The sequence below is a fragment of the Mesorhizobium australicum WSM2073 genome, from assembly GCF_000230995.2.
GTDB classification, from domain to species: domain Bacteria; phylum Pseudomonadota; class Alphaproteobacteria; order Rhizobiales; family Rhizobiaceae; genus Mesorhizobium; species Mesorhizobium australicum.
The window spans coordinates 3,891,200-3,915,444 of record NC_019973.1 but is presented as its reverse complement, the minus strand read 5'-3'; the positions used below and the strand labels follow the sequence as shown (position 1 = coordinate 3,915,444).

Below are 24,245 nucleotides of genomic sequence, written 5' to 3'. Positions count from 1 at the left end.
TTTCGTATCTCTGGTAGGGAAATACCATCGCGACCGCAAGACGATGACAGTCAGGCAATCGGCTTCAACACCAGCCGCATCAGCGGCCGACCGGCCTTGCGCTCCACAAGCCTTTCGAACCCGGCTTTCTCGAACACCCCCGATGACCCGACAAACAGGCCGATCGAACGCGAATCGCGCGACAGGTCGATCGGGCAGGCCTCTACGAGCCGCGCCCCGTTCCTGCGGGCGAACTCGATGCCGCCTTCGACGAGGCGGTGGGTGATGCCCCTGCCGCGCGCCTTGGCGCGGATGAAAAAGCACGAGATCGCCCAAACGGCCGGATCGGACGCGTCGGCGGGATCGATCGGCGCCGAGCCCCTGCCCTTGTTATTCCATTCGGGCACGTCGGCGCGTGGCCCGATCTGCATCCAGCCGACCGCCTTGCCGTCCTCGAAAGCCAGCAGGCCGGGCGGCGGGCCGGCTTCGATGCGCGCCTTGATGTGATCCTTGTTGCGTTCACGACTGCTCTCGCGCCGCGCCGCCGGCGCCAGCCGGAAATGCGTACACCAGCAGCCGTAGCAGGCGCCCTGCTTGCCGAAAAGGTCCTCGAATTCAGGCCAGAGCTCTGGCGCCAGCGGCACTACGGTCGTGCTCATGCGTTCTCCCCAGGCCAGGCTTGTCGCTGGCCTTGCGCTGTCGTACCATTGGTTTTGTTCTCTTTATGTTCGCAGCGATGGCGACCCCTGTCAACAATCCCGACCACGGTTTTTGTCGTGACTGCCTGACCTTTCAGCGCAGTGAAACGCGCCGTTGCGAACGCTGCGGCAGCCCTCGCCTTGCCCGCCATCCCGAGCTTTACCGGCTGCACCTCGCCCATATCGATTGCGACGCCTTCTACGCGGCCATCGAGAAGCGCGACAACCCTGCGCTCAAGGACAAGCCGCTGATCATCGGCGGCGGCAAGCGCGGTGTCGTCTCCACCGCCTGCTACATCGCTCGCATCCGCGGCGTGCGCTCCGCCATGCCGATGTTCAAGGCGCTCGAGGCCTGCCCGGAGGCGGTCGTGATCGCGCCCAACATGGAAAAGTACGTGGCCGTCGGCCGCGAGGTGCGCGCCATGATGCAGGCTTTGACACCGCTGGTCGAGCCGTTGTCGATCGATGAGGCCTTCCTCGACCTCGCCGGCACCGAGCGCCTGCACGGACTGCCACCGGCCGTGGTGCTGGCGCGCTTTTCGCTGGCGGTGGAGAAGGAGATCGGCATCACCGTTTCATCAGGCCTGTCCTATTGCAAATTCCTCGCCAAGATAGCGTCCGATTTCCGCAAACCGCGCGGCTTTTCCGTCATCGGCGAGGCGGAGGCGGTCGGCTTTCTGGCCACGCAGCCGGTGACCATGATCTGGGGCGTCGGCAAGGCGTTCAACGCCACGCTGGAACAGGATGGCATCCGCACGATCGGCCAGCTCCAGAAGATGGAGCGTGGCGACCTGATGCGCCGCTATGGGGTGATGGGCGAACGGCTCTACCGGCTTTCGCGCGGTGAGGATGTCCGCCGCGTCGACCCAGACCAGGACGCCAAGAGCGTATCGGCCGAAACCACTTTCGACACCGATATCGCCTCACTGGACGAGCTTGTCTCGGTGCTGAGGGGCCTTTCGGAAAAAGTCTCGGCGAGGCTGAAGAAATCAGGCATCGCCGGGCGCACCGTGGTGCTGAAGCTGAAGACCCAGGACTTCAGGCTCCGCACGCGCAACCGTCAGCTCGGCGACCCGACCCGCCTCGCCGACCGCATCTTTTCGACCGGCGTGGAACTTCTTCGCAAGGAGACCGACGGAACGAAATTCCGATTGCTCGGCATCGGCGTCAGCGACCTCTCCGACGATGATAAGGCCGATCCGCCGGATTTGGTCGATGTGCAGTCGCGCAAGCGCGCCATGGCCGAAGGCGCCATCGATGCACTACGCGACAAGTTCGGCCGCAAGGCGGTGCAAACCGGCTACACCTTCGGCAAGGGCCGCGACGCCCATCCGCCGGAGCCGCTGGAAGATTGAACCCGATCAGCTGCGTCGAAGATCGATGCGGCTGGTCACCACGCTCTTGCCGGTCTTGGGATCGCGGTCGACCACGGTCAAGACTATGCCGTCCGCACCGTTTTTCTGCACGGTAAGCTGCGCGGCGCGGTCGCCATTGACCTCCTTGGCCCAGCGGATGGCGAGGTTTATCGCATTGCCGGAACGGCTTCCGTTCAACTGCGCCGGTCCGGTGCGCGATCCCACATAGACACCGCTGTATTTGGCGCCGCTGGTCTTCAGGCGAGCACTGATGGCGCGTGTCACCAGGATCAGGCCGCGGCAGTTGCCGTCGAGGGACAGCGAAGACGATGTCGCATTCGATTTGAACGTGCAGGAAACGCTGACCGTTGGCGCCTGCGTCGTCACCTGAACGGTTCCCTTGCCGGCGAAATTGCCCTTGAAGGATTGGAGAAATTTGCTCTCGTCCGCATGCGCGGCTGTGGCCGCGACGGCCAGGCACCCGGCAAGCACAAACCGCGTGAGTAATGTCATCGAAGGTCTCCTTGTGACGGGTGGAACGGCGATCGGTGATGCTCAAGCGGACATCGCGACTCAACGCGGCTTGCCATGTCAGGTTCCGCCCGCGACAGGGCTGTTTTGCAACGTCGCGCCAATATCTCTGGCCCAGTCAAATGCGGCGGCTAGTGGTTGCGGCAAAAACCCCGGCTTGCGAGATAGCTGACATGGCACCTACCCCCTCGATCCCCAAGGCCGCTTTCTGGATGGCGCTGTCGATCGCCTCGTTCCTGGCGATGTCGGTCGCCGGCCGCGCCACGACCGCCGAGCTCAACGTCTTCCAGGTGCTGGAACTGCGCTCGGTCATCGGGTTCTTCATTCTGCTGCCGCTGGTGATGATGAGCGGCGGCTTCGCGGCGATGCGCACGCAGCGGCCCGTCGCTCATATCGCCAGAAACGTCATCCACTATACCGGGCAGGCGGCATGGCTCTACGCATTGACCTTGATTCCGTTGGCCGTGCTGATTTCGATCGAATTCACCACACCGATCTGGACGGCTATCCTGGCGGTGACCTTTCTTGGTGAAAGGTTGTCCCGGCCAAAGCTTGCCGCGATCGTGCTGGGCCTGATCGGGGTGTTAATCATCGTTCGCCCCGGTGTGGGCTCGGTCGATCCGGGCCATCTCATCGTGCTCGGCGCCGCGGTTTGCTTCGGCATCTCGGTGGTCCTGGTCAAGTCGCTGACGCGGACGGACAGCGTCGTGCGCATTATCTTCTGGATGCTGATCATCCAGTCAGTGGTCGGCCTCGTTCCAGCCCTTTACGAGTGGCGCAACCCGCCGCTGGAACTGTGGCCATGGATCGTGCTGATCGCCTTCACCGGCATGTCGTCGCATTTTTGCATGGCCCGTGCGCTTGGCTATGCCGACGCCACCGTCATTTCGCCGATGGATTTCCTGCGTGTACCGTTGTCGGCGCTCATCGGCTGGCTGCTTTACAGCGAGCAGATCGACGCTTTCACCGCTGGCGGTGCATTGCTGATCCTGATGGGCAATCTGCTCAACTTGCAGCGCAAGGCAGTCAAGCCGGCAGAGGTCGCGGCGTCATAGCGTTGCCGGTCAGTTCCCTTCGTCTGGAATGTTTAGCACGTGTCCGCACGCCTTGCAGTGTACGGCGTCCGGCTCGTGACGCTGCAACCCGCATTGCGGACAGGGAAAGAACACCTTGGCCGGCCGAAAGATCGCCTGCGCCAGCCTGACGAACAGCGATATACCGATGATCATGGTTACGATCGCCGTCAGCTTGCCGGCGATGCCCGGCAGCACGATGTCGCCGAAGCCTGTCGTCGTCACGGTCGCGACGGTGAAGTAAAGCGCGTCGATGTAGTTTTCCAGTCCGGCTCCGTTGCGAAAAAAGAACGTGTAGACGAAGCCCGTGATGACAAAGAGAAAGGTCAAAAGGTTGATCACCGCGTGGCTTGCCTCGCGCCAGGGCCGCAGGCCACGCATCTCGAAATGCCGCCAGATCGAACCGCTGCGCGACAGCGACCATAGCCGCAGGATGCGCAGAAAGCCGAGGCTCGCGAGAGCTGTCGGCATCAGCAGCGTCAGAAGGATGAAGGCATCCACCCAGAAGGTCGGCTGCTTCGTCAGGCGCAGCATGTCGTTGGAGGCGAGCAGCCTGGCAATCAGATCGGCGGCGACGAGAGCCGCCACGGCATAGTCCAGCCACAGAAACGAGGGCGACTGCTGGATGACCGGGGTGGCGATGAAAAAAGCGATGATGGCGAGGTCGATGATGACAGCCACCAGTTGGAACCGGAACGCGGCCGGCGAGCGTCCGTGATAGAGCCTGCGCAGCCTGTCGCGTAATCGCGCCGTCGCGGAAGGTTCTGCGATGGGCGCCTCTCCTTGGCCTTCATGCTGGCATGAGCAGCCGGTGCCGGCCCGCGGAGTGCCGCCTGGTAAGCGCGCAGATCACACCAGTTCCACTTCGATCACGCCCGGCACGGCGCGCATTGCCGAGGCGATCTGTGGCGAGACGCGATAGCCGCCTTGCAGAGCGATCTCGACCTCGCCCTGCGCCTCTTCCTTGATCACGATAATGCTCACCTGGCTTTCACCCCGCTGCGTGAGCTGGGATTGGATCATCGAGGCAGGTCCATCGTTCCTGACGAAGATGCGCAGCGCCTTCTGGATGCGGCTTGCTTCGTCCTCCAGCGATTGCACGGAGTTGATGCGCAGGTTGACGCCCTCGGGCCTGTCCTCCGCCGCGACCGTGATGACAACCGAACGGCCGGCCTCGAGGAGGTCACGGTACTGCGCCAGCCCTTCCGAAAACAGCACCGCCTCGTACTGGCCAGAGGTGTCGGAAAAGGCCACCACGCCCATCTTGTTGCCGGTGCGCGTCTTGCGCTCCTGCTTGCTGGTAACGGTGCCGGCAAGCCGGCCGGCGGAAGCACCGCGCTTGACGGCGGCGGAGAACTCCGCCCAGTTCTGCACCCGCATCTTCTGCAGCGCCGCCTTGTACTCGTCGAGCGGATGCGCCGAGAGATAGAAGCCGACGACCTGGAACTCGCGGTGCAGGCGGTCGGCAGCGAGCCACGGATCGGTCGCCGGCAGATTGAGCGCCTGCGACTGTGCGCCGAGCGAGGCGCCGAAGATGTCGGCCTGACCCGAAACGGCGTTCTGCTGGGCGAGCGACGCCAGCCCCATCATCCGCTCGACGCCGGCCAACATCTGGGCGCGGTCGTGGCCGAAGCAGTCGAGCGCGCCGGCCATGATCAGGCTTTCGAAAACCCGTTTGCCGACGATCTTCGGGTCGACCCTCTCGCAGAAATCGGCCAGGCTCTTGAACGGCTTTTCGCCGCGAACGGCGACGATGTGCTCCACCGCGGCATCGCCGACGCCCTTCAGCGCGGCCATCGAATAATAGATCCGGTTCTCCCCGACCTCGAAGGCACGGAAACTCGTCATCACTGACGGCGCCAGGACTTCGATGCCAAGGCGCAGCGCATCCTGGCGGAAGTCGGCGAGCTTGTCGGTGTTACCCATGTCTAGCGTCATCGACGCTGCCAGGAACTCGACCGGATAATGCGCCTTGAGATAGGCGGTCTGGTAGGAGACGACAGCGTAGGCGGCCGCATGAGACTTGTTGAAACCGTAGTCGGCGAACTTTGCCAGCAGGTCGAAAATGAAGTCGGCTTGCGGCTTTGCGACGCCGCGCTCGACCGCGCCGGAGACAAAGCGCTCGCGCTGCTTGTCCATCTCGGCCCGGATTTTCTTGCCCATGGCGCGCCGCAGAAGGTCGGCTTCGCCAAGCGAATAGCCGGACAGCTCCTGCGCGATCTGCATCACCTGTTCCTGGTAGACGATGACGCCCTGCGTCTCCTTCACCAGGTGGTCGATCTTGGGATGAATCGAGGCCATCTCCTCCTCGCCATGCTTTCTGGCGTTGTAAGTCGGGATGTTTTCCATCGGTCCCGGCCGGTAGAGGGCAACCAGCGCGATGATGTCCTCGATGCAGTCGGGCCGCATGCCGATCAGCGCCTTGCGCATGCCGGCACTTTCCACCTGGAACACACCAACCACCTCGCCGCGCGACAGCATCGCGTAGGTGTCGGGATCGTCGAGCGGGATGGTCGCCAGATCGATATCGATGCCGCGCCGGCGGATCAACTTGACGGCCGTCTCCAGCACCGTCAGTGTCTTCAGGCCGAGGAAGTCAAACTTCACCAACCCTGCCTGCTCGACATATTTCATGTTGAACTGGGTGACAGGCATGTCCGAACGCGGATCGCGGTACATCGGGACCAGTTCCGACAACGGTCTGTCGCCGATGACGATGCCGGCGGCGTGCGTCGAGGCGTGGCGGTAGAGGCCCTCCAGTTTCTGCGCCATGTCGAGCAGCGTCTGCACGATCGGCTCTTTCTCGGCCTCCTCGGCAAAGCGCGGCTCGTTGGCGATGGCGTCGGCGAGCTTGACCGGATTGGCCGGGTTCTGCGGCACCATTTTCGACAGCTTGTCGACCTGGCCGTACGGCATCTGCAGCACGCGGCCGACGTCGCGCAGCACGGCGCGCGCCTGCAGCGTACCGAAAGTGATGATCTGGCCGACCTGGTCGCGGCCGTATTTCTGCTGGACGTAGCGGATCACCTCTTCGCGACGGTCCTGGCAGAAATCGATGTCGAAATCGGGCATCGAAACGCGGTCCGGATTGAGGAAGCGTTCGAACAGCAGCGAGAAACGCAGCGGATCGATGTCGGTGATGGTGGTCGAATAGGCAACCAGCGAACCAGCGCCCGAACCACGCCCCGGCCCGACCGGAATGCCTTGCGCCTTGGCCCATTTGATGAAGTCGGCAACGATCAGGAAGTAGCCGGGGAATTTCATTTTCTCGATGATGCCAAGCTCGAATTCGAGCCTCTCACGATACTGCTCGATCGTGTAGCCCGGTGTCGGTCCGTGCAGGGCGAGCCGGGCATCGAGCCCCTCGCGCGCCTGACGGGCCAGTTCCTCGGCCTCGGCCTTTTCGGCGGCGTCCTTGTCGGAGGCATCGCCACCCGTGAAACGCGGCAGGATCGGACTGCGGGTTTTTGGATAGTAGGAGCAGCGCAGCGCGATCTCGACAGTGTTGTCGATGGCTTCAGGCAGGTCGGCGAACAATTTCGCCATATCGGCCTGACTGCGCAGGAAATTGTCCGGCGACAGCCGGCGGCGGGTGTCGACGGCGACAACCGACCCCTCGGCGATGGCGATCAACGCATCATGCGCCTCATACTCGTCGCGCGACGAGAAGAAGGCCTCGTTGGTGGCAACCAGCGGCAATTCATGGGCATAAGCGAGATCGATCGAGGATTTCTCGATCATCCGGTCGTACCCCGAAACCCGGTCCAGCTCGACATAGAGCCGGTCGCCGAACATCGCCTTGAGCGTTACCAGCCGCGCTTCGGCAAGATCGCGGCGATCTTCCTTCAGGGCCATGCCGATCGGGCCGCGCGGCCCGCCACTGAGACAAATCAGGCCGTCACATTGGCCGTCCATCATTTCGGTGGTCAGGTGCACCGCTTCGCCGGGCGGTGTTTCGAGATAAACGCGGCTGACCAGCCGGACCAGATTGGAGTAGCCGGTTTCGGTCGCCGCGATCAGCACGACCGGCCGCATATCGGGACCTTGCCGGCGGCGGTCACGCTGGCCGTCGCTGTTTTCGCCGGAAAAGGCGAGCGCGATCTGGCAGCCGATGATCGGCTGGATGCCATCCTTCACCGCCTTCTGGGCGAACTCCAAGGCGCCGAACAAATTGTTGGTGTCGGTCACCGCGATCGCTGGCGCTTCGTCCTTGACGGCATGGCCGACGATCTTGCCGAGTTGCAGCGCGCCTTCCAGCAGCGAATAGGCCGAGTGCACTCGCAGATGGACGAACGGCCGCGCCGGCACCTCCGGCCGCGCGGCCGCGATCGCGGCCTCGCGCTTCAGGGGATCGCGTGGAAGTCTCTCATCCGCCATGGTTTCTCGCGCTGTCCGTAAGACTTGAGTCGATGGAGATGTATTGTCCGGGACCGGGCGATACCAGTCCAGCACAAACGACTACCGACCCACAGGCTTCCAGCCGTTCAGGCGAATTCCATGATCACCGCGTCGACGGCCAGGCTGTCGCCCGGCTTGGCATTGAGTTTCGCCACGACGAGGTCGCGCTCGGCGCGCAGAACGTTTTCCATCTTCATCGCCTCGACCACGGCCAGCGTCTCGCCCGCCTTGACCTCCTGGCCTTCGACAACGGCGATCGACACGACGAGGCCCGGCATCGGGCAGAGCAGCAGTTTCGACGTGTCCGGCGCTATTTTCTCCGGCATCAGCCGTTCCAATTCGGCGGTGCGCGGCAGCATGGCGCGCGCGGTCACCGACATGCCTTTCCAGGCGATGCGGAGGCCATTGGCGACAGGACGGATCTGGGCGGCAACCCTGCGCTTGCCGACCGTGCCGCGCCAGATGAGATCGCCGGGCCGCCAATCGGACGAAACTGTCAGCGCCTTGCCGCCATCGATGGACAGGTCCATTTCCATCGGGATGGAAATCATGCCTTCGAGGATCGACGCCGACAAATACTCTTCGCCGATCTTCACCACCCAGTCGCGCTTGAGCGCTCCCGAATGCGGCGCCAGCCGCCCGCCCAGCCGGTCGAGACGATCGCGGCGCAGCAGTTCCACCGCGGTCGCGATCGATGCCAGAACGGCTTTTTCCTCGCTGTTCGGCACGACGGGGGCAAAACCGTCGGGATATTCCTCCGCGATGAAGCCGGTCGATATCGCCCCTTCCCGCCAGCGTGGATGCTGCATCAGCGCCGCCAGGAACGGTATGTTGTGCTCGATGCCGTCGACGACAAAGCTGTCCAGCGCTTCCGACATGGCGTCGATGGCCTCGAGCCGCGTCGGAGCCCAGGTGCACAGCTTGGCCAGCATCGGATCGTAGAACATGGAGATTTCCGAGCCTTCGGTGACACCGGTGTCGTTGCGGATGACGACATCGCCGAAGCGGCCTTCCTCGGGTGGCCGGTAGCGTGTCAGCCGGCCGATCGACGGCAGGAAATTGCGATAGGGGTCCTCGGCGTAGAGCCGGCTTTCCACCGCCCAGCCGTTCAGCTTGATGTCGCTCTGCTTCAAGGCGAGCTTTTCGCCGGCGGCGACGCGGATCATCTGCTCGACCAGATCGATGCCGGTGACGAGTTCGGTCACCGGATGCTCGACCTGCAATCGTGTATTCATTTCAAGGAAATAGAAGTTCTTGTCCTTGTCGACGATGAACTCGACGGTGCCGGCGCTCTGGTAGTCGACAGCCCTGGCCAACGCCACCGACTGCTCGCCCATCGCCTTGCGCGTCTTGGCATCGAGGAAGGGCGACGGCGCCTCTTCCGCCACCTTCTGATTGCGGCGCTGGATCGAGCATTCGCGTTCGCCAAGATAGAGCGCGTTGCCATGCCCGTCGGCCAGCACCTGGATTTCGATGTGACGCGGGTCGACCACGAACTTTTCGATGAAGACACGGTCGTCGCCGAACGAACTCTTGGCTTCCGAGCGCGCCCGGTCAAATCCGTCGCGTACTTCCGACTGTTCCCAGGCGATGCGCATGCCTTTGCCACCGCCACCGGCCGAGGCCTTGATCATCACGGGATAGCCGATCTCGCCGGCGATCTTTTCGGCGTGATCGGCATTCTCGATGACGCCGAGCCAACCCGGAACCGTCGAAACCTCGGCAGCGTTGGCGAACTTCTTCGACTCGATCTTGTCGCCCATCGCCTTGATTGCCCTGGGTTTCGGCCCGATGAAGACGATGCCTTCCGCTTCCAGGGCTTCGCAGAACGCGGCTCGCTCGGACAGGAAGCCATAGCCGGGATGCACGGCCTGAGCGCCCGTCGCCTTGCAGGCCGCGATGATCTTTTCAGGAACGAGGTAGCTCTGCGCGGCAGGCGACGGCCCGATATGCACCGCTTCGTCGGCCATTTCGACATGCACGGCATCGCGATCGGCGTCGGAATAGACGGCGACCGTGGCAATGCCCATCTTGCGCGCCGTCCTGATGACGCGGCAGGCGATCTCGCCACGATTGGCGATCAGGATCCTGGTGAACATGCGGGCAGAATTCCCCTCCGGCGGATGGTTCAGTTCTATGGACTATGTCGCCAGGTCTCAAGTGCCGCAGTGGACGACATGGCGGGCGTCCCTCCCGATGCTCCGTCGCACTCCCCTGCCGAGCCGGGCTGGTTGTCGACGGTGTGCTAGCTGCGTCAAGAAAGCCAAGATTTCGTCTCATCTGAGAGTTGATGAGCAGCTCAAAACCTGAAACCTTGGCTCAAAATCGCCTTTGGAGGAATTGCCCGATGAAAACCCGCGCCGCTGTCGCTGTCGCCGCCGGAAAACCGCTGGAGATCATGGAGGTCGACCTCGATGGACCGCGCGATGGCGAGGTGCTGGTCGAGATCAAGGCGACCGGCATCTGCCACACCGACGAATTCACATTGTCGGGCGCCGACCCGGAAGGGCTGTTTCCGGCCATCCTCGGCCATGAAGGCGCCGGCGTGGTTGTCGATGTCGGCAAGGGCGTCACCTCGGTCAGGAAGGGCGACCATGTCATCCCGCTCTATACGCCCGAATGCCGTCAGTGCCCGTCGTGTTTGTCGAGGAAGACCAATCTGTGCACCGCCATCCGTGCCACCCAGGGGCAAGGGTTGATGCCGGACGGCTCGTCGCGCTTCTCGATCGGCAAGGACAAGATCTTCCACTACATGGGCTGCTCGACCTTCTCCAACTTCACCGTGCTGCCGGAGATCGCGGTGGCCAAGGTCAACCCCGACGCCCCCTTCGACAAGATCTGCTACATCGGCTGCGGCGTCACCACCGGCATTGGTGCGGTCATCAACACCGCCAAGGTCGAGCAAGGCGCCACCGCCGTCGTCTTCGGCCTCGGCGGCATCGGCCTCAACGTCATCCAGGGCCTGAAGCTTGCCGGCGCCGACATGATCATCGGTGTCGACCTGAACAACGACAAGAAGGAATGGGGCGAGCGCTTCGGCATGACGCATTTCGTCAATCCGAAGGAGATCGACGGCGACATCGTGCCTTATCTCGTCAACATGACCAAGCGCGGTGCCGACCAGATCGGCGGCGCCGACTACACATTCGACTGCACCGGCAACACCAAGGTCATGCGCCAGGCGCTGGAGGCCTCGCATCGCGGCTGGGGCAAGTCGGTCGTCATCGGCGTCGCCGGTGCTGGCCAGGAGATTTCGACCCGGCCGTTCCAGCTGGTCACCGGCCGCAGCTGGATGGGCACCGCCTTCGGCGGCGCGCGCGGCCGCACCGACGTGCCGAAGATCGTCGACTGGTACATGGACGGCAAGATCCTGATTGACCCGATGATCACCCACACGCTGAAGCTCGAGGACATCAACAGGGGATTCGACCTCATGCATGAGGGCAAATCGATCCGGAGTGTCGTGGTTTACTAAAAGACAGCCACACGCCGCCGGCCATCCGGCCAGCGACCCCTGTGGTGAAACATGGGAGGAGAGAAACAATGGCGGAGAAACTGCATCCAAAGATCGACAATGGGCTGCCCAAGGAGAGCGCCAGCTTTGCCGGCGGCACGCTGGTCTGCGCCTGCACCAGCAAGCCGGTCAAGGTGAAGGTCAAGGGCCAGATCGCCCACAACCACGCCTGCGGCTGCACCAAATGCTGGAAGCCGGACGGTGCTGTGTTCTCGGTGGTGGCCGTTGCCGGCACCGGCGATGTCACCGTCACCGAGAATGGCGACAAGCTCAAGGTGGTCGACCCCTCGGCGCTGATCCAGCGTCATGCCTGCACCCAATGCGGCGTCCACATGCACGGGCCGGTCGAGCGCGACCATCCGTTCAAGGGCCTGTCCTTCATCCATCCCGAGCGCTTCGAGGAAGACGGCTGGTCGCCTCCGGGCTTCACCGCCTTCGTCTCCTCGATCATTGAATCGGGTGTCGACCCAAGCCGCATGGACGGCATTCGCGGCAGGCTGAGGACGATCGGGCTGGAACCCTATGACTGCCTCAATCCGGGCCTGATGGACTATATCGCCACCTGGACGGCCAAGAAGTCCGGCGCCCTGCCGGCCTGACCACCGAGAGATTTCAGGCAAGGGCCGGATATGTTTCCGGCCCTTGCTCGTTTCCGGAGAGACAATGCCCGCACCCGCCATCTACGTCGACGCCGACGCCTGCCCGGTCAAGGCGGAGGTAGAAAAGGTCGCCGAGCGCCATGGCGTCGTCGTCACCTATGTTTCCAATGGCGGTCTGCGCCCCTCCCGCGACCCGATGATCCGCAATGTCGTGGTCTCCAAGAGTGCCGATGCCGCCGACGACTGGATCGTCGAGAACACCAAGCCCAACGACATCGTGGTGACGGCGGACATTCCGCTCGCCGCCCGCACGGTGGCGCTCGGCGCGCATGTGCTTGGACCGACCGGGCGGCCGTTCACGCCCGAGACGATCGGCATGGCGGTGGCGATGCGGGACCTCAAACAGCATTTGCGCGAAACCGGCGAGAGCAAGGGCTACAATGCCAGCTTCGCGCCGCAGGATCGTTCCCGGTTCCTGGGTGAACTTGACCGCATCTTGCGGCGCGCGCTGAAATCCGCCACACCGGGCTAGCAACAAAGCGCCATCCAGGTGGAGACCGCCATGGCCGCCGAAACCCCGATCAAGAAACCGATGCAGCGCCACATGCTGTTCGCGGTGTCGGCCTGTATCGGTGCGTTTGCGCTGCTTGTGGCGCTGCTGCTGCACGCCCCACTCGCCTATTCAATCGGCGCCAACATATTTTTTGCCGCTTACGTCCTTCTTGTCGTCAGCCAGATGCCCAAATTCACCGGCAAGTACCTGAGCAAGAATGCACGCGCCACCGATCAGCCGGTGCTGGTGATCTTCGCGGTCACGCTCGTTGTCGTCGGCGTTGCCCTTGTCTCCCTGTTCCTGCTGATCAATCGCAAGGATGGGGATCACCCGATCGAACTCGGCTTCGCACTGCTGTCGATCCCGCTCGGCTGGTTCACCATCCATGCCATGGCAGCGCTCCACTATGCCCATGTCTACTGGATGGACGGCGACGCGGTCGACGCCGGCACCAATAAGAAGATTCCGGTCGGCGGCCTGCTGTTCCCGGGCGACAAACGCCCCGAAGGCTGGGATTTCCTCTATTTCTCTACCGTCATCGGCATGACGGCGCAGACCGCCGACACAAACATCTCGACGACGCACATGCGCTGCGTCGTGCTTGTCCACTCGGTCCTGTCGTTCTTCTTCAACACGGTCATCGTCGCCGCCGCCGTCAATCTCGCCGTCAGCCTGGGCGGTCCGTAATAAATCCGTGATCGCATGAAACATCGGTTTGGATCGCGACGTATCAAGAGGACAATGAACGCTTAGGACAAGCCGCAAGGCCGGGAGACCAGACAAGATGGAATCGGTTGCCAGAAGCCAATCCGAAATTGGACCGGGCGCCCCCGCGTCAAAAGAGAAAACATTGATCTACCGGCAGTCGCGCTGGACGCGGCTGACACACTGGCTCTGGGCCATCTCGTTGTTTTTCATGCTGCTGTCCGGCCTGCAGATCTTCAATGCCCGGCCGCAGCTCTACATCGGCAAGCAATCCGGCTTCGACTACAACAACACCATTTTCGCCATAGGCGCCGAAAACACCAATGCCGGGCCGCGCGGCTACACCGAAATCTTCGGCCACCGCTTCGACACGACAGGCGTCCTTGGCTGGTCGGGCCCGACCGGTAACGAGACGGCGCGCGGTTTCCCGTCCTGGGCGACGATCCCGTCCTACTATGACCTCGGCACCGCCCGCGTGATCCATTTCTTCTTCGCCTGGATATTGACGACGACCTTGATCGTCTGGCTCGTCGCCAGCCTGATCAACGGCCACATCCGCCGCGATCTGGCGCCTCGCCTGGATGACCTCAAACGCTTGCCCCGGGACATCGCCAACCACGCCAGGCTGAAATTCCACCACACGCGCGAATACAACACGCTGCAGAAGATGGCCTATGGCGGCGTGCTGTTCGTGCTCTTGCCACTGATGATCATCACCGGCCTTGCAATGTCGCCGAGCATGAATTCGGTGCTGCCCTTCCTCAATGAATTGACCGGTGGCCGGCAGACGGCACGCACCATCCATTTCACCGTCATGGTGCTGCTGGTCGCCTTCTTCGTCATTCACATCCTGATGATCCTCGCCGCCGGCCCGATCAACGAACTGCGCTCGATCATTACCGGCTGGTACCGCACTGATCCTCCCGTGCATGACGACAAAACGTCCGAGAGGAGTGCCTGAGATGGCGAAATTTGAGATAAGCCGCCGAAAGTTCCTCACCGCCACCGGCCTCGGCGCGTCCGGCATCATGCTGTCGGGCTGCGACGCCTTCGACAGCCAGCTCAGCATCGGCAGCGGCCTGCGCAGCTTCCTCGAAAACGCCAATGGCCTGACCCACAAGGCACAACGGTTGCTCGGCGGCGGCAATTCGCTGGCGCCCGAATTCACCGAGGCTGATATCCGTCAGCCAATGCGGCCGAACGGCGTGACCGCGCCGGACGACGACGCTTACAAGGCCCTGCTCGCCAACAACTTCGCCGATTGGCGACTGGAGGTGTCAGGCCTCGTGGAAAAGCCGCTGTCACTCACCCGCGAGCAGCTCATGAACATGCCGAGCCGCACCCAGATCACCCGACACGATTGCGTCGAAGGCTGGAGTTGCATCGCCAAATGGACCGGCACGCCACTGGCGCTGCTGCTCGACCAGGCGGTGGTCAAGCCACAGGCCCGCTATGTCATGTTCCATTGCCTCGACACGATCGACCGCAGCCTGTCAGGCGACATCAAATATTACGGCACGATCGACCTCATCGATGCCCGCCATCCGCAAACGATCCTTGCCTACGGCCTGAACGGCAAGCCGCTGCCGGTCGAAAACGGCGCGCCGCTGCGTGTCCGCGTCGAGCGCCAGCTCGGCTACAAAATGCCGAAATATCTCTACAAGATCGAACTGGTCGATGGCTTCGCCACTATCGGCGGCGGCCGGGGCGGCTATTGGGAAGACAACGGCTATGACTGGTATGGCGGGATTTGACGGTCCCTCGCATACGGGCCGAGCACGACTTGTCCCCCATGGAATTGAGTTCGCTCGAGGATCGTCTCAACCGCGATAACCGACGTATGATCGACCGCGACGATGACCGAGGGCTGACCTTTGTCATCCGCGATGGTGCGGGACACGCGGTCGGAGTAGCCGCCGGCTATTCCTGGGCGGGCACGTCCGAACTGACCTTGATGTGGATAGACGAGGCTCACCGAGGTCGCGGCTACGCAAGGCAGTTGCTAGACGCCTTTGTCGCGGAGGCCGCCGATCGCGGTGTCAGGAAAATCTGGGTCTCCAGCCACGACTTCCAGGCACCAGATCTCTATGAAAAGGCTGGCTTCGAGCGTATGGCCGAATTCTCGGGATGGCCCGAAGGCCATTCCAATATCATTCTTTGCAAAACGATAGCAGCGGACGGCGGGGCTTAGGCAACCTTGTCGAGCAACGGCTTCAGCGCCGGATGAATTTCCGGCGAGGCATGCTTGATCAGGGTCAGCAGCGCACGCTCATTCTCGTAAAGAGGCCGGTTCACCCCGATATGTCCGACCAGCCACTTTGCCTCACAGGCATCGATCGTCTCGGCACGGCGGGCCAGCGCCTCGGCGGCCCTGTTCTTGGCCTCCCATTCGGTCTCTATGTCGTCAGGAGAGCGGTAGGCCTCGATGACACCGGCAAGACCGCCGGAGACCATGCGGCTGAAGAAGCCGCCGATTTCCGGATCGGTATGATCGAGGAAAGTTTCCTGGCGCAGCGCCACCTCGCGGGTGGGCGCCTCATAACCGGCCGAGCACATGACGAAATTGGCGATCGCCTTGACGAACAGGTCGTTCCACGACGGATCGTTATTGGCCTGGGCGGTCCGCTCGTTGATCCTGAACAGCACCTCGGCCTCGGCCTGGGTGATGGCGATGTTGCCGTCGCCACCATGGGCATGGAGGATGCGGCGCAAAAGCTCGACTTCGGCCCCGGCGACCAGTCCGGGCACCAGCGCGCCGCCGAGCATCAGCGGTCCCTTACCGTCGACGACGGCGTGGGCGACCTGCTCCAGCGCGTAGACGCAAAGCCGGCTCGGCGAGGATTTCGCCTCTTCCAGCACATGGACCAGCAATTCGAGTTCGGTCCGGCTGTCGACCATGCCGTCGCGCGAAATCGTGCGGACCAGCCAGTCGGCATTCTCCCCCGAAATGTAGCCCAAGGGCTTTTCCTGATGAACGATGTAGTCGGTGACCGCCTCGACGAAGAACGGCGCCCATTCCGCGCATTTGTCCCGCGCCGTCTGGTTGAGCGCGAACAAGGCCTCGGCTTCGCCCCGGCTCACCACGCCGTCGGCGAACACGTCGCGGCGCAGCATCACGACGTCCTCTGAAGCAATGCGGTTCTTCGAAGTCAGCCCCGCCACCGGAGCACTCATGATCAACTCGCCCATCTGTCGTCCCCGTCCGCCCCAACGCGTCACATCGGTCAGCTTTATCAGGAGTGTCTTGAAAAACCGGCAAACGGCGTGGTTAGCGAAGACTTGTCAGAACAATGTCGCTGGGAGGTGACAAGGTGTCGTCGACGGGCTATGGATGGCGCGTCGAGGGCTCAGGGTTTTGAGTCCTACCTGTTTGCGGGAGAGAGCAGCGAGAGCTGCCGCCGAAGGGGAAATCGCCCGAAATCTCTCAGGCAAAAGAACCGTAGACGGGAAAGACACTCTGGAAAGTCGGGGCTTGCCCCCGCGCCGAAGGTGTAAGCGCCGCTGACAGAGTTCCGGCTGCGCGAGTCTCTCAGGCTTCAGACAGAGGGGCACGGACTGGTCGCCATCAGCGGCCGATTGCGTGCGACTCTGGAGGCGACATGACGGGCGACGACGACAAACACCTTCCCCTCGAAGATATTCATGCGGCTGCCGGAGCGCGCTTCGGCGCCTTTGCCGGCTGGTCGATGCCGCTGACCTATCCGGCCGGCGTCATGAAAGAGCATCTTCACACCCGCGAGCATGCGGGGTTGTTCGACATCTCGCATATGAAACTGTTCGAGGTCAGTGGCCCGGAAGCGGTTGCGCTGTTGAACCGCGCCTGCCCGCTGGACGCCGGCGCGCTCGAAATCTCGCAGTCAAAGCTATCCTTTTTCCTGAACGAAGCAGGCCGCATTCTCGACGACCTGATCGTCACCCGGCTCGGCGACACCAGGTTCATGGTGGTCGCCAATGCCGGCAATGCCGTCGCCGACGAAAAGCATTTGCGCGCCCTGGCGACCGATTTCGAGGTGAAGGTCGAGCCGCTCGACCGCGTCTTCCTGGCGATCCAGGGTCCCGAAGCCTGGGCTGCACTCTCCCGCGCCGGCATCGAGACCGGCTCGCTGCTGTTCATGCATGGGGTCGAGCCGCGAAAAAACTGGTTCATGAGCCGGTCCGGCTACACCGGCGAGGACGGTTTCGAGATCGGCCTGCCGGAAGCCGATGCGCGTGACCTTGTCACCAAGCTGCTGGAGGATGAACGCGTGCTTTGGATCGGCCTTGCCGCGCGCGACAGCCTGCGGCTGGAGGCCGGCCTCTGCCTGCACGGCCAGGACATCACGCCCGAGACCGACCCGGCCGCGGCGGCGCTGATGTGGGCGATCCCGAAAGAAATCCGTGCCTCCGGCACCTTCATTGGCGCCGACGCCTTGCGCGCCGCCGTGGAACGTGGTCCGGCGCAGAAGCGCGTCGGGCTGAAACCGGAGGGTCGCCAGCCGGTGCGCGCCGGTGCCGCGCTGTTCGAAACCGACGGCAATCCTGCCGGCCATGTCACATCGGGCGGCTTCGGCCCTTCCGCCGGCCATCCGGTCGCCATGGGTTATGTCTCCACGCCGCTGGCAAAGCCCGGAACGCGGATTTTCGCCGACGTGCGCGGCACGAAGATCCCAGTCGATGTCAGTTCTCTGCCCTTCACCCCTCATCGCTACCGCAAAGGATGAACTCCATGGCAACAACCTATTTCACATCGGATCACGAGTGGCTCAGCGTTGAGGGCGGCATCGCCACCGTCGGCATCACCGACTACGCGCAGGAGCAGCTCGGCGACCTTGTCTTCGTGGAACTGCCGGAAACGGGAAAGAAGCTCGCCAAGGGCGACACCGCCGTCGTGGTCGAATCCGTCAAGGCAGCCTCGGACGTTTATGCGCCGGTCGATGGCGAGATCACCGAAGCCAATGGCACGCTGTCGTCCGACCCCTCGCTGGTCAACTCGGCGGCAACCGGGGCCGGATGGCTGTGGAAGATGAAGCTCGCCGACGAAAGTCAGCTCGCCAGCCTCATGGATGAGGCCGCCTACAAAGCCCATATCGCCTGACATCGGGAACTTATCGACATGACCGCTGCTCCCTACCCCTTCTCGGCCCGCCACATTGGACCCGGCCTTGCCGACGTCAGAGCCATGCTCGCCGTCATCGGTGTTCCCTCGGTCGAGACACTGATCAGCCAGGCCGTGCCGAGATCGATCCGCCTCGACCAGCCGCTGGACCTCCCCGCGCCGGCCAGCGAAGCCGAAGCTCTCGCCGAATTGTCGGTGACCATGGCAAGGAATACGGTGCTGAAAAGCTTTATCGGCGCCGGTTACCACGGCGTCCACGTGCCGCCGGTCATCCAGCGCAATCTGTTCGAGAATCCGGCCTGGTACACCGCCTACACGCCCTATCAGGCCGAGATCAGCCAGGGCCGGCTCGAAATGCTGTTCAACTTCCAGACGCTGGTCACCGAACTGACCGGCCTACCGGTGGCATCGGCTTCACTGCTCGATGAAGCGACGGCCGTCGCCGAAGCGGTTGGCATTGCGCTGCGCCACCACCGCGACAAGCGCACCAAGGTGGCGCTTGCGGGCACGCCGCACCCGCAGACGCTGGACGTCGTTCGCACCCGCGCCGAGCCGCTCGGCATCGAGATCGACGGCGAGACGATCGACGACAACACCGCCGCCCTGCTCGTCTCCTGGCCGGACACCTTTGGCGTCTATGGCGACCACAAGGCGGCGATCGAAAAAGCGCGCGCCACTGGCGCCATTGTCGTCTTCATCGCCGACCCGCTTGGTCTGACGCTGACCGACGCGCCGGCGAAACTCGGCGCCGACATCGCGGTCGGCCCGATGCAGCGCTTTGGCGTGCCGATGGGCTTTGGCGGCCCGCATGCGGCCTATTGCGCGGTCTCCGACAAGCTGACGCGGCTGATGCCCGGTCGCCTGGTCGGTCAGTCGACCGACAGCAAGGGCCGCCCCGGCTACCGCCTCGCCTTGCAGACGCGCGAGCAGCATATCCGCCGCGACAAGGCGACTTCCAACATCTGCACCGCACAGGCCCTGCTTGCCAATATGGCCACCGCCTACGCCATCTGGCACGGCCCGGTGGGCCTGCAGGCGATCGCCGGGCGCATACACGCGCTGGCCAACCGCTTGGCAAGCGGCCTCGAGGCGGCGGGCGTATCGGTGCTCGGCTCCAGCCGCTTCGACACGGTGACGGTGGAGACCAACGGCAAGGCCGCCCAGATCGCGGTCGCCGCCGAAAAGACCGGCCGGCTGCTGCGTGTGCTCGATGCCGACCATGTCGGCATCAGTTTCGACGAGACCTCGACCGACACCGATCTCGACGCGATCGCGGCCTTGTTCGATGCCAAGGCTGCCGCTTCCGCCGACAGCACGTTGCCCGGCAAGCCGCGTGGCAAGGAGTTTTTGACCCAGCCGGTCTTTCACGAGAACAAGTCGGAAACCGAGATGATGCGCTTTCTGCGCCGGCTGGCCGACAAGGACCTGGCGCTCGACCGCGCCATGATCCCGCTGGGCTCCTGTACCATGAAGCTCAACGCCGCGGCGGAAATGATGCCGGTGAGTTGGCCAAGCATCGCCAATTTGCATCCCTTCGCGCCGGCAAGCCATTCGGCCGGCTACCGCGCCATGATCGGCGAACTGGAAGGCTGGCTGTCGGAGATCACCGGCTTCGACGCCGTGACCTTGCAGCCCAATGCCGGCAGCCAGGGCGAATATGCCGGGCTGCTCGCCATTCGCGCCTATCACCGTTCGCGCGGCGAGGGCCATCGTACCGTCTGCCTGATCCCGTCTTCCGCGCATGGCACCAATCCGGCGAGTGCCGCGATGGCCGGTATGAGCGTCGTCGTCGTGCGCTGCCTGGAAGACGGCAACATCGACATGGACGATATGCGCGCCAAGGCCAACGAGCATTCCAAGAATCTCGCGGCGCTGATGTTCACCTATCCCTCTACCCACGGCGTCTACGAGGAAGGCGCCCGCCACCTCTGCGCCCTCATCCATGAGCATGGCGGCCAGGTCTATTTCGATGGCGCCAACCTCAACGCGCTGGTCGGCCTTGCTCGGCCAGGCGACATCGGCGCCGACGTCTGTCACATGAACCTGCACAAGACCTTCTGCATCCCGCATGGCGGCGGTGGCCCGGGTGTCGGTCCGATCGGTGTCAGGGCGCATCTGAAGCCCTATCTGCCCGGCCATGTCAGCGAAGGCTCGGCTCATGCCGTGGCCGCCGCTCCCTTCGGCAGCGCTTCCATCCTGCCGATCACCTGGATGTACATCCGCATGATGGGCGCTTCCGGCCTGAAGCAGGCGACCGAGACAGCGATCGTTTCGGCCAACTATGTGGCGACGCGGCTCGCCCCGCATTTCCCGCTGCTTTACAAGGGCAGGAGCGATCGCGTCGCCCACGAATGCATCCTCGACACCCGCGTGCTCAAGGAGAGCGCCGGCATCAGTGTCGAGGACATCGCCAAGCGCCTGATCGATTATGGTTTCCACGCGCCGACGATGTCGTTTCCGGTCGCCGGCACGCTGATGGTGGAGCCGACCGAGTCCGAACCCAAGCGCGAGTTGGATCGCTTCTGCGAGGCCATGATCGCCATTGCCGGCGAAGCGGCGAAAGTGGCCAAAGGCGAATGGCCCTTGGCCGACAATCCGCTGGTCAACGCACCGCACACATCGGCCGAGGCGCTGGCCGGTCAATGGACCCATCCGTATTCGCGTCTGGAGGCGGCCTATCCCGCCGGCGATGCCGACACGGCGACGAAGTACTGGCCGCCGGTGTCGCGCATCGACAATGTCGCCGGCGACCGTAATCTGGTCTGCTCCTGCCCGCCGCTGTCGGATTACCTCGGCGCGGCCGAATAGCTACGCGGAACGCAAGGCCGGCTCGACCACGTCGGCCCTGCCCGTCTTTTTGCGGCCGATGACGCAATTTCGCCCCGCACGCTTGGCGGCATAGAGCGTGGCGTCGGCCCTGGCCAGCACCTCATCGAGGGTGCTGCCGTCGGCCTCGCCGAAGCCAATCCCGCCGCTGACCGTGCTGCGCAAGGGCCCGAGCGCGGTGGGCACGACTTCCGTGCCGAAAGCGACGCCGATCTTGCTGGCGAGGTCATAGGCCCGCTCTTCCGTCACGCGCGACATGACGATTGCGAACTCCTCGCCGCCCAGGCGAAAGGCGTCGACCCCGGTTCTGGCATATCTCCTGATGACGGCGGCGAAGCGGCACAGGACCTGGTCCCCGACCGGGTGTCCATAGATGTCGTTCGTCCGCTTGAAATGATCGAGATCGAACATGACGATCGCCATGAACGGGCCGAAGGTGCGCTCGCCATAAAGCGACGCCAGCCCCCGACGGTTCATCAGTCCGGTCAACGGGTCGGTCATGGTCTCGGCCTTGAGCTCGATCTGCGCCTGCAGATGGTGGAGCGAAAGCGTCAACGCGCCAAGGCCTGTCATACAGGCCACCGCCACGACCGAGTTAAGGCGTTCGGCCCAATTGTCGGGCGCGACGCCGAGCGTCCACTGGCCTTTGGCCATCAGAACCACGCCGCAAAGGGCAAACGACAGCGCACAGGTGCCGCTCAGGAACGATACCACCAGGAGAATACGGCGATCGTGACTGCCATTGATCCAGAACATGGCCCCGATCGTCGAGAGCAGCGCGGTAACCGTCGCGTAGGTGATCACGAAGCCGACCCCGTCAAGGCCCATGAAAGTCACGGCCGCGCAGACAGCCATGGCGGCAAATGTCGGCGCGATCGCACGCCTGTGCTCGCGCACGCCGAGATACTGCATGGCCGAAATGCAGATGATGAGAAAACCCAGGCTGAGTAGCGCCAGCGCGATCTGGCAAAGCAGCGGATCGGGCTCCCTGGTATAGCGCCAGAACAGGATCACATGCGCGACGAGCACGATAATGCCGCACGCCACTGTCAGCACGAAGCCCGCCCGCGGCGCCGTGAGCCAGATCGCAACCATGGTAGCGGCTAGACAGGTACCCGACAGCGCGGCTGCGAGCAGGAGCGAACTGAAATCCAGCATATCGGGCGGAGGCCTCTCGAGCGTCGGCGGTTGCGCCGCATTCTAGGTCAGCGGCAGCCCTCGGATATGATTTTCGGGCGATCTCTCGGCCCAAGCTGCGAATAGGGTTTACAAAGCGTCGATGCCACCTGTGCCAAAATCGCCCCCCTGGACGGCGCGACCATCAACCGGCATCAGCCCTTGTTCAGCAAGGCGAGGTTGGCGTCGACAACGGTGGGATCGGTCATGCCGGCCTTCGCCTCGAGCAGCAGCGCCCGGGCCTTCTTCTTGTTGCCGCGCAACAGTTGCGAATAACCCATATTGTTGACGATCTGCGGCTTGCGGCCGGCAACCTTCAGGAGCTGGCCGTAGGCGCGGTCGGCGAAGTCGAAGCGGCCAAGTTCGTCATAGGAAGCCGCGAGCCCCATCCAGGCCTCGGCATTGTCGGCCTTCAGCTCGACGGCCTTGCGGAAATGCGCTTCGGCAAGACCATAATTGGCATCGCGAAACTGTGCCTTGCCTTCCGCCAGGTCGGATGTGGCGACATCCTTCCCTTCAGGCTGGATCGCAGTGGTCTTGGTCGTGTCGACGTTATTGTTCGTCGTACACCCGCTGATCATTAGGACGGCTGCCATCATGGCCATCGCCGCAAATTTTATCTGACGCATGCCCTGCCCCGTCGCCCGATTTGCCGGGTCGTTCTTCGGGAAAGAGACTACAGAAGAGCGATTAAGCTTCGGTGCCGAAATGCAGCTAACTTTCAGTTTCCGGAATACCGATCATTAACCACCGGCGCGCCATCTCACTCCAATGTAGAGCTAATGGGCCGTCATTTTGACGATGATGGGAATGACCGCGATCATCAGCACCACCGGCAGGATGCAGACCACGACCGGCACGGACATCTTGGCCGGCAAGGCATGGGCCTTCTCCTCGGCCAGCGACATGCGCTTGTGGCGCATTTCGTCTGAAAACACCCTGAGCGCGCCCGACAGGCTGGTGCCGAGTTCCTTCGACTGCTGCAGGAGCGTGGCGAAGGAGCGTACCTCGTCCAGGCTGAGACGATCGGCGAGCGCCTTCAGCGCGTCGTCCAGGCTGCGCCCCGCCCGAAGTTCCAAGCACACGAGCTGCAGGTTCTGGCTGAGCGACGGATAGCTCTTGGCGAGTTCTTTCGAAACGCGCTCGACGCCGGCTTCCATACTCATGCCGGCGTCCGAACAGACGATCATCAGGTCCATGAAATCGGGGAAGCCGTTGCGGTATTCGCGCATCTTCTCGCGCACCTTCTGGGTCAGCACGAGACCCGGCAAAAAATAGCCGGCGGCCCCCGACAGGATGATGAAGGTCCACCGGCTGGTCATGGTCGCGTCGGGACTGGCCATCCACCGGTTGAGCACGAAGACCGCGAACGTCGTGCCGATCATTGCCGTGAACCGGATGAGGAAGAACATGCCGACGGCGCGCGGCTCCATGTAGCCCGCCTGGATGAGCTTCAGGCGCAGGCGAGCGACATTTTCCGGGTCGCTCTTGGCATAGAATTCCTGCGCCCTCTTCACCGCTTGCTCGCGCACGACGCCGCTATTCTTCTTCTGCACAGGTTCGGGTCTGGCGGCCACCGGACCCTGGTCGACCTTGAGCCGGCGCTTGACGTCGTTGCGGTCGCCCTTCGCCACCACCATCGGCCAGGCGACAGCGGCCGCTCCCGCGGCAAGCAGGAGGACGGCCACCGGCATCAGCGAGGTCGGCGCGAGGGAAGCGAGGAATTCAATGACGCTTTGCATG

General features: G+C 63.3%; 21 protein-coding genes and 1 riboswitch. Of the genes, 12 read left to right on the top strand and 9 right to left on the bottom strand.

Going from position 1 to position 24,245, the window contains the following annotated elements; genetic code table 11:
* Positions 1–50: 50 nt before the first annotated feature.
* Positions 51–638: a GNAT family N-acetyltransferase gene (locus MESAU_RS18760; protein ID WP_015317617.1), complete on the bottom strand. Its 588-nt coding sequence runs from the start codon at positions 636–638 to the stop codon at positions 51–53.
* Positions 639–703: 65 nt separating this feature from the next.
* Between MESAU_RS18760 and MESAU_RS18755 the strand changes: the two genes are divergently transcribed.
* Positions 704–2,032, top strand: a complete 1,329-nt coding sequence (locus MESAU_RS18755; protein ID WP_041163442.1) for a DNA polymerase IV — start codon at positions 704–706, stop codon at positions 2,030–2,032.
* A gap of 6 nt (positions 2,033–2,038) precedes the next feature.
* Here the strand turns inward: MESAU_RS18755 and MESAU_RS18750 are convergent, their stop codons facing one another.
* Positions 2,039–2,545 carry a hypothetical protein gene (locus MESAU_RS18750; RefSeq protein ID WP_015317615.1) on the bottom strand — a complete coding sequence of 169 codons (507 nt, stop codon included), beginning with the start codon at positions 2,543–2,545 and terminating at the stop codon, positions 2,039–2,041.
* Positions 2,546–2,736: 191 nt separating this feature from the next.
* Here MESAU_RS18750 and MESAU_RS18745 point away from each other — a divergent pair, with 191 nt between their 5' ends.
* The gene (locus tag MESAU_RS18745; RefSeq protein WP_015317614.1) at positions 2,737–3,618 is read left to right on the top strand and encodes a DMT family transporter; all 882 of its coding nucleotides are present in this window, start codon (positions 2,737–2,739) and stop codon (positions 3,616–3,618) included.
* Positions 3,619–3,627: 9 nt separating this feature from the next.
* On the opposite strand, the gene MESAU_RS18740 is transcribed toward MESAU_RS18745, so the two are convergent.
* The 3 genes from MESAU_RS18740 to MESAU_RS18730 form a co-directional block, all read right to left on the bottom strand.
* On the bottom strand, positions 3,628–4,407 hold the full coding sequence (locus MESAU_RS18740) for a potassium channel family protein (protein ID WP_041163441.1): 780 nt from the start codon (positions 4,405–4,407) through the stop codon (positions 3,628–3,630).
* 78 nt (positions 4,408–4,485) lie between these two features.
* A complete protein-coding gene (gene dnaE, locus MESAU_RS18735) occupies positions 4,486–8,013 on the bottom strand; it encodes a DNA polymerase III subunit alpha (RefSeq protein WP_015317613.1) in 3,528 nt (1,175 codons plus the stop codon).
* A 107-nt stretch (positions 8,014–8,120) separates the two neighbouring features.
* Entirely contained in the window at positions 8,121–10,133 is a 2,013-nt protein-coding gene (locus MESAU_RS18730) for an acetyl-CoA carboxylase biotin carboxylase subunit (protein WP_015317612.1), read from the bottom strand.
* A 248-nt stretch (positions 10,134–10,381) separates the two neighbouring features.
* On the opposite strand from MESAU_RS18730, the gene MESAU_RS18725 reads away from it, so the two are divergent.
* The 7 genes from MESAU_RS18725 (at position 10,382) to MESAU_RS18695 (ending at position 15,596) form a co-directional block, all read left to right on the top strand.
* Positions 10,382–11,509: an S-(hydroxymethyl)glutathione dehydrogenase/class III alcohol dehydrogenase gene (locus MESAU_RS18725; RefSeq protein ID WP_015317611.1), complete on the top strand. Its 1,128-nt coding sequence runs from the start codon at positions 10,382–10,384 to the stop codon at positions 11,507–11,509.
* A 68-nt stretch (positions 11,510–11,577) separates the two neighbouring features.
* Positions 11,578–12,147 carry an S-(hydroxymethyl)glutathione synthase gene (gene gfa, locus MESAU_RS18720; RefSeq protein ID WP_015317610.1) on the top strand — a complete coding sequence of 190 codons (570 nt, stop codon included), beginning with the start codon at positions 11,578–11,580 and terminating at the stop codon, positions 12,145–12,147.
* Between the two features lie 64 nt (positions 12,148–12,211).
* Positions 12,212–12,679: a YaiI/YqxD family protein gene (locus tag MESAU_RS18715; protein ID WP_015317609.1), complete on the top strand. Its 468-nt coding sequence runs from the start codon at positions 12,212–12,214 to the stop codon at positions 12,677–12,679.
* 30 nt (positions 12,680–12,709) lie between these two features.
* Positions 12,710–13,387, top strand: coding sequence for a DUF1345 domain-containing protein (locus MESAU_RS18710; RefSeq protein WP_015317608.1), 678 nt, complete (start codon positions 12,710–12,712; stop codon positions 13,385–13,387).
* 97 nt (positions 13,388–13,484) lie between these two features.
* Positions 13,485–14,366, top strand: coding sequence for a cytochrome b/b6 domain-containing protein (locus MESAU_RS18705; RefSeq protein ID WP_015317607.1), 882 nt, complete (start codon positions 13,485–13,487; stop codon positions 14,364–14,366).
* Between the two features lies 1 nt (position 14,367).
* Positions 14,368–15,159, top strand: a complete 792-nt coding sequence (locus MESAU_RS18700; protein ID WP_015317606.1) for a molybdopterin-binding protein — start codon at positions 14,368–14,370, stop codon at positions 15,157–15,159.
* Between the two features lie 38 nt (positions 15,160–15,197).
* A complete protein-coding gene (locus MESAU_RS18695) occupies positions 15,198–15,596 on the top strand; it encodes a GNAT family N-acetyltransferase (RefSeq protein ID WP_015317605.1) in 399 nt (132 codons plus the stop codon).
* On the opposite strand, the gene MESAU_RS18690 is transcribed toward MESAU_RS18695, so the two are convergent.
* Positions 15,593–16,594, bottom strand: coding sequence for a hypothetical protein (locus tag MESAU_RS18690; protein ID WP_015317604.1), 1,002 nt, complete (start codon positions 16,592–16,594; stop codon positions 15,593–15,595). The two genes, MESAU_RS18695 and MESAU_RS18690, sit on opposite strands and share 4 nt — an antisense overlap.
* A gap of 174 nt (positions 16,595–16,768) precedes the next feature.
* A riboswitch (glycine riboswitch) is annotated at positions 16,769–16,855 on the top strand.
* A gap of 149 nt (positions 16,856–17,004) precedes the next feature.
* Between MESAU_RS18690 and gcvT the strand changes: the two genes are divergently transcribed.
* Genes gcvT through gcvP form a run of 3 tightly spaced genes read left to right on the top strand, consistent with a single transcriptional unit; the run spans position 17,005 to position 21,308 of the window.
* Positions 17,005–18,105: a glycine cleavage system aminomethyltransferase GcvT gene (gene gcvT, locus MESAU_RS18685; RefSeq protein ID WP_015317603.1), complete on the top strand. Its 1,101-nt coding sequence runs from the start codon at positions 17,005–17,007 to the stop codon at positions 18,103–18,105.
* Between the two features lie 5 nt (positions 18,106–18,110).
* Positions 18,111–18,479 (top strand): glycine cleavage system protein GcvH, encoded by a 369-nt coding sequence (gene gcvH / locus MESAU_RS18680; protein WP_015317602.1) that lies wholly within the window; start codon positions 18,111–18,113, stop codon positions 18,477–18,479.
* Positions 18,480–18,497: 18 nt separating this feature from the next.
* Complete coding sequence (gene gcvP / locus MESAU_RS18675; protein ID WP_015317601.1) at positions 18,498–21,308, top strand: aminomethyl-transferring glycine dehydrogenase; 2,811 nt, start codon at positions 18,498–18,500, stop codon at positions 21,306–21,308.
* Here gcvP and MESAU_RS18670 read toward each other — a convergent pair whose 3' ends face one another.
* The 3 genes from MESAU_RS18670 to MESAU_RS18660 form a co-directional block, all read right to left on the bottom strand.
* Entirely contained in the window at positions 21,309–22,484 is a 1,176-nt protein-coding gene (locus MESAU_RS18670; RefSeq protein WP_015317600.1) for a GGDEF domain-containing protein, read from the bottom strand.
* A 173-nt stretch (positions 22,485–22,657) separates the two neighbouring features.
* Positions 22,658–23,131 carry a tetratricopeptide repeat protein gene (locus MESAU_RS18665; protein ID WP_015317599.1) on the bottom strand — a complete coding sequence of 158 codons (474 nt, stop codon included), beginning with the start codon at positions 23,129–23,131 and terminating at the stop codon, positions 22,658–22,660.
* Positions 23,132–23,281: 150 nt separating this feature from the next.
* A complete protein-coding gene (locus MESAU_RS18660; RefSeq protein ID WP_015317598.1) occupies positions 23,282–24,244 on the bottom strand; it encodes a type II secretion system F family protein in 963 nt (320 codons plus the stop codon).
* Position 24,245 lies beyond the last annotated feature (1 nt).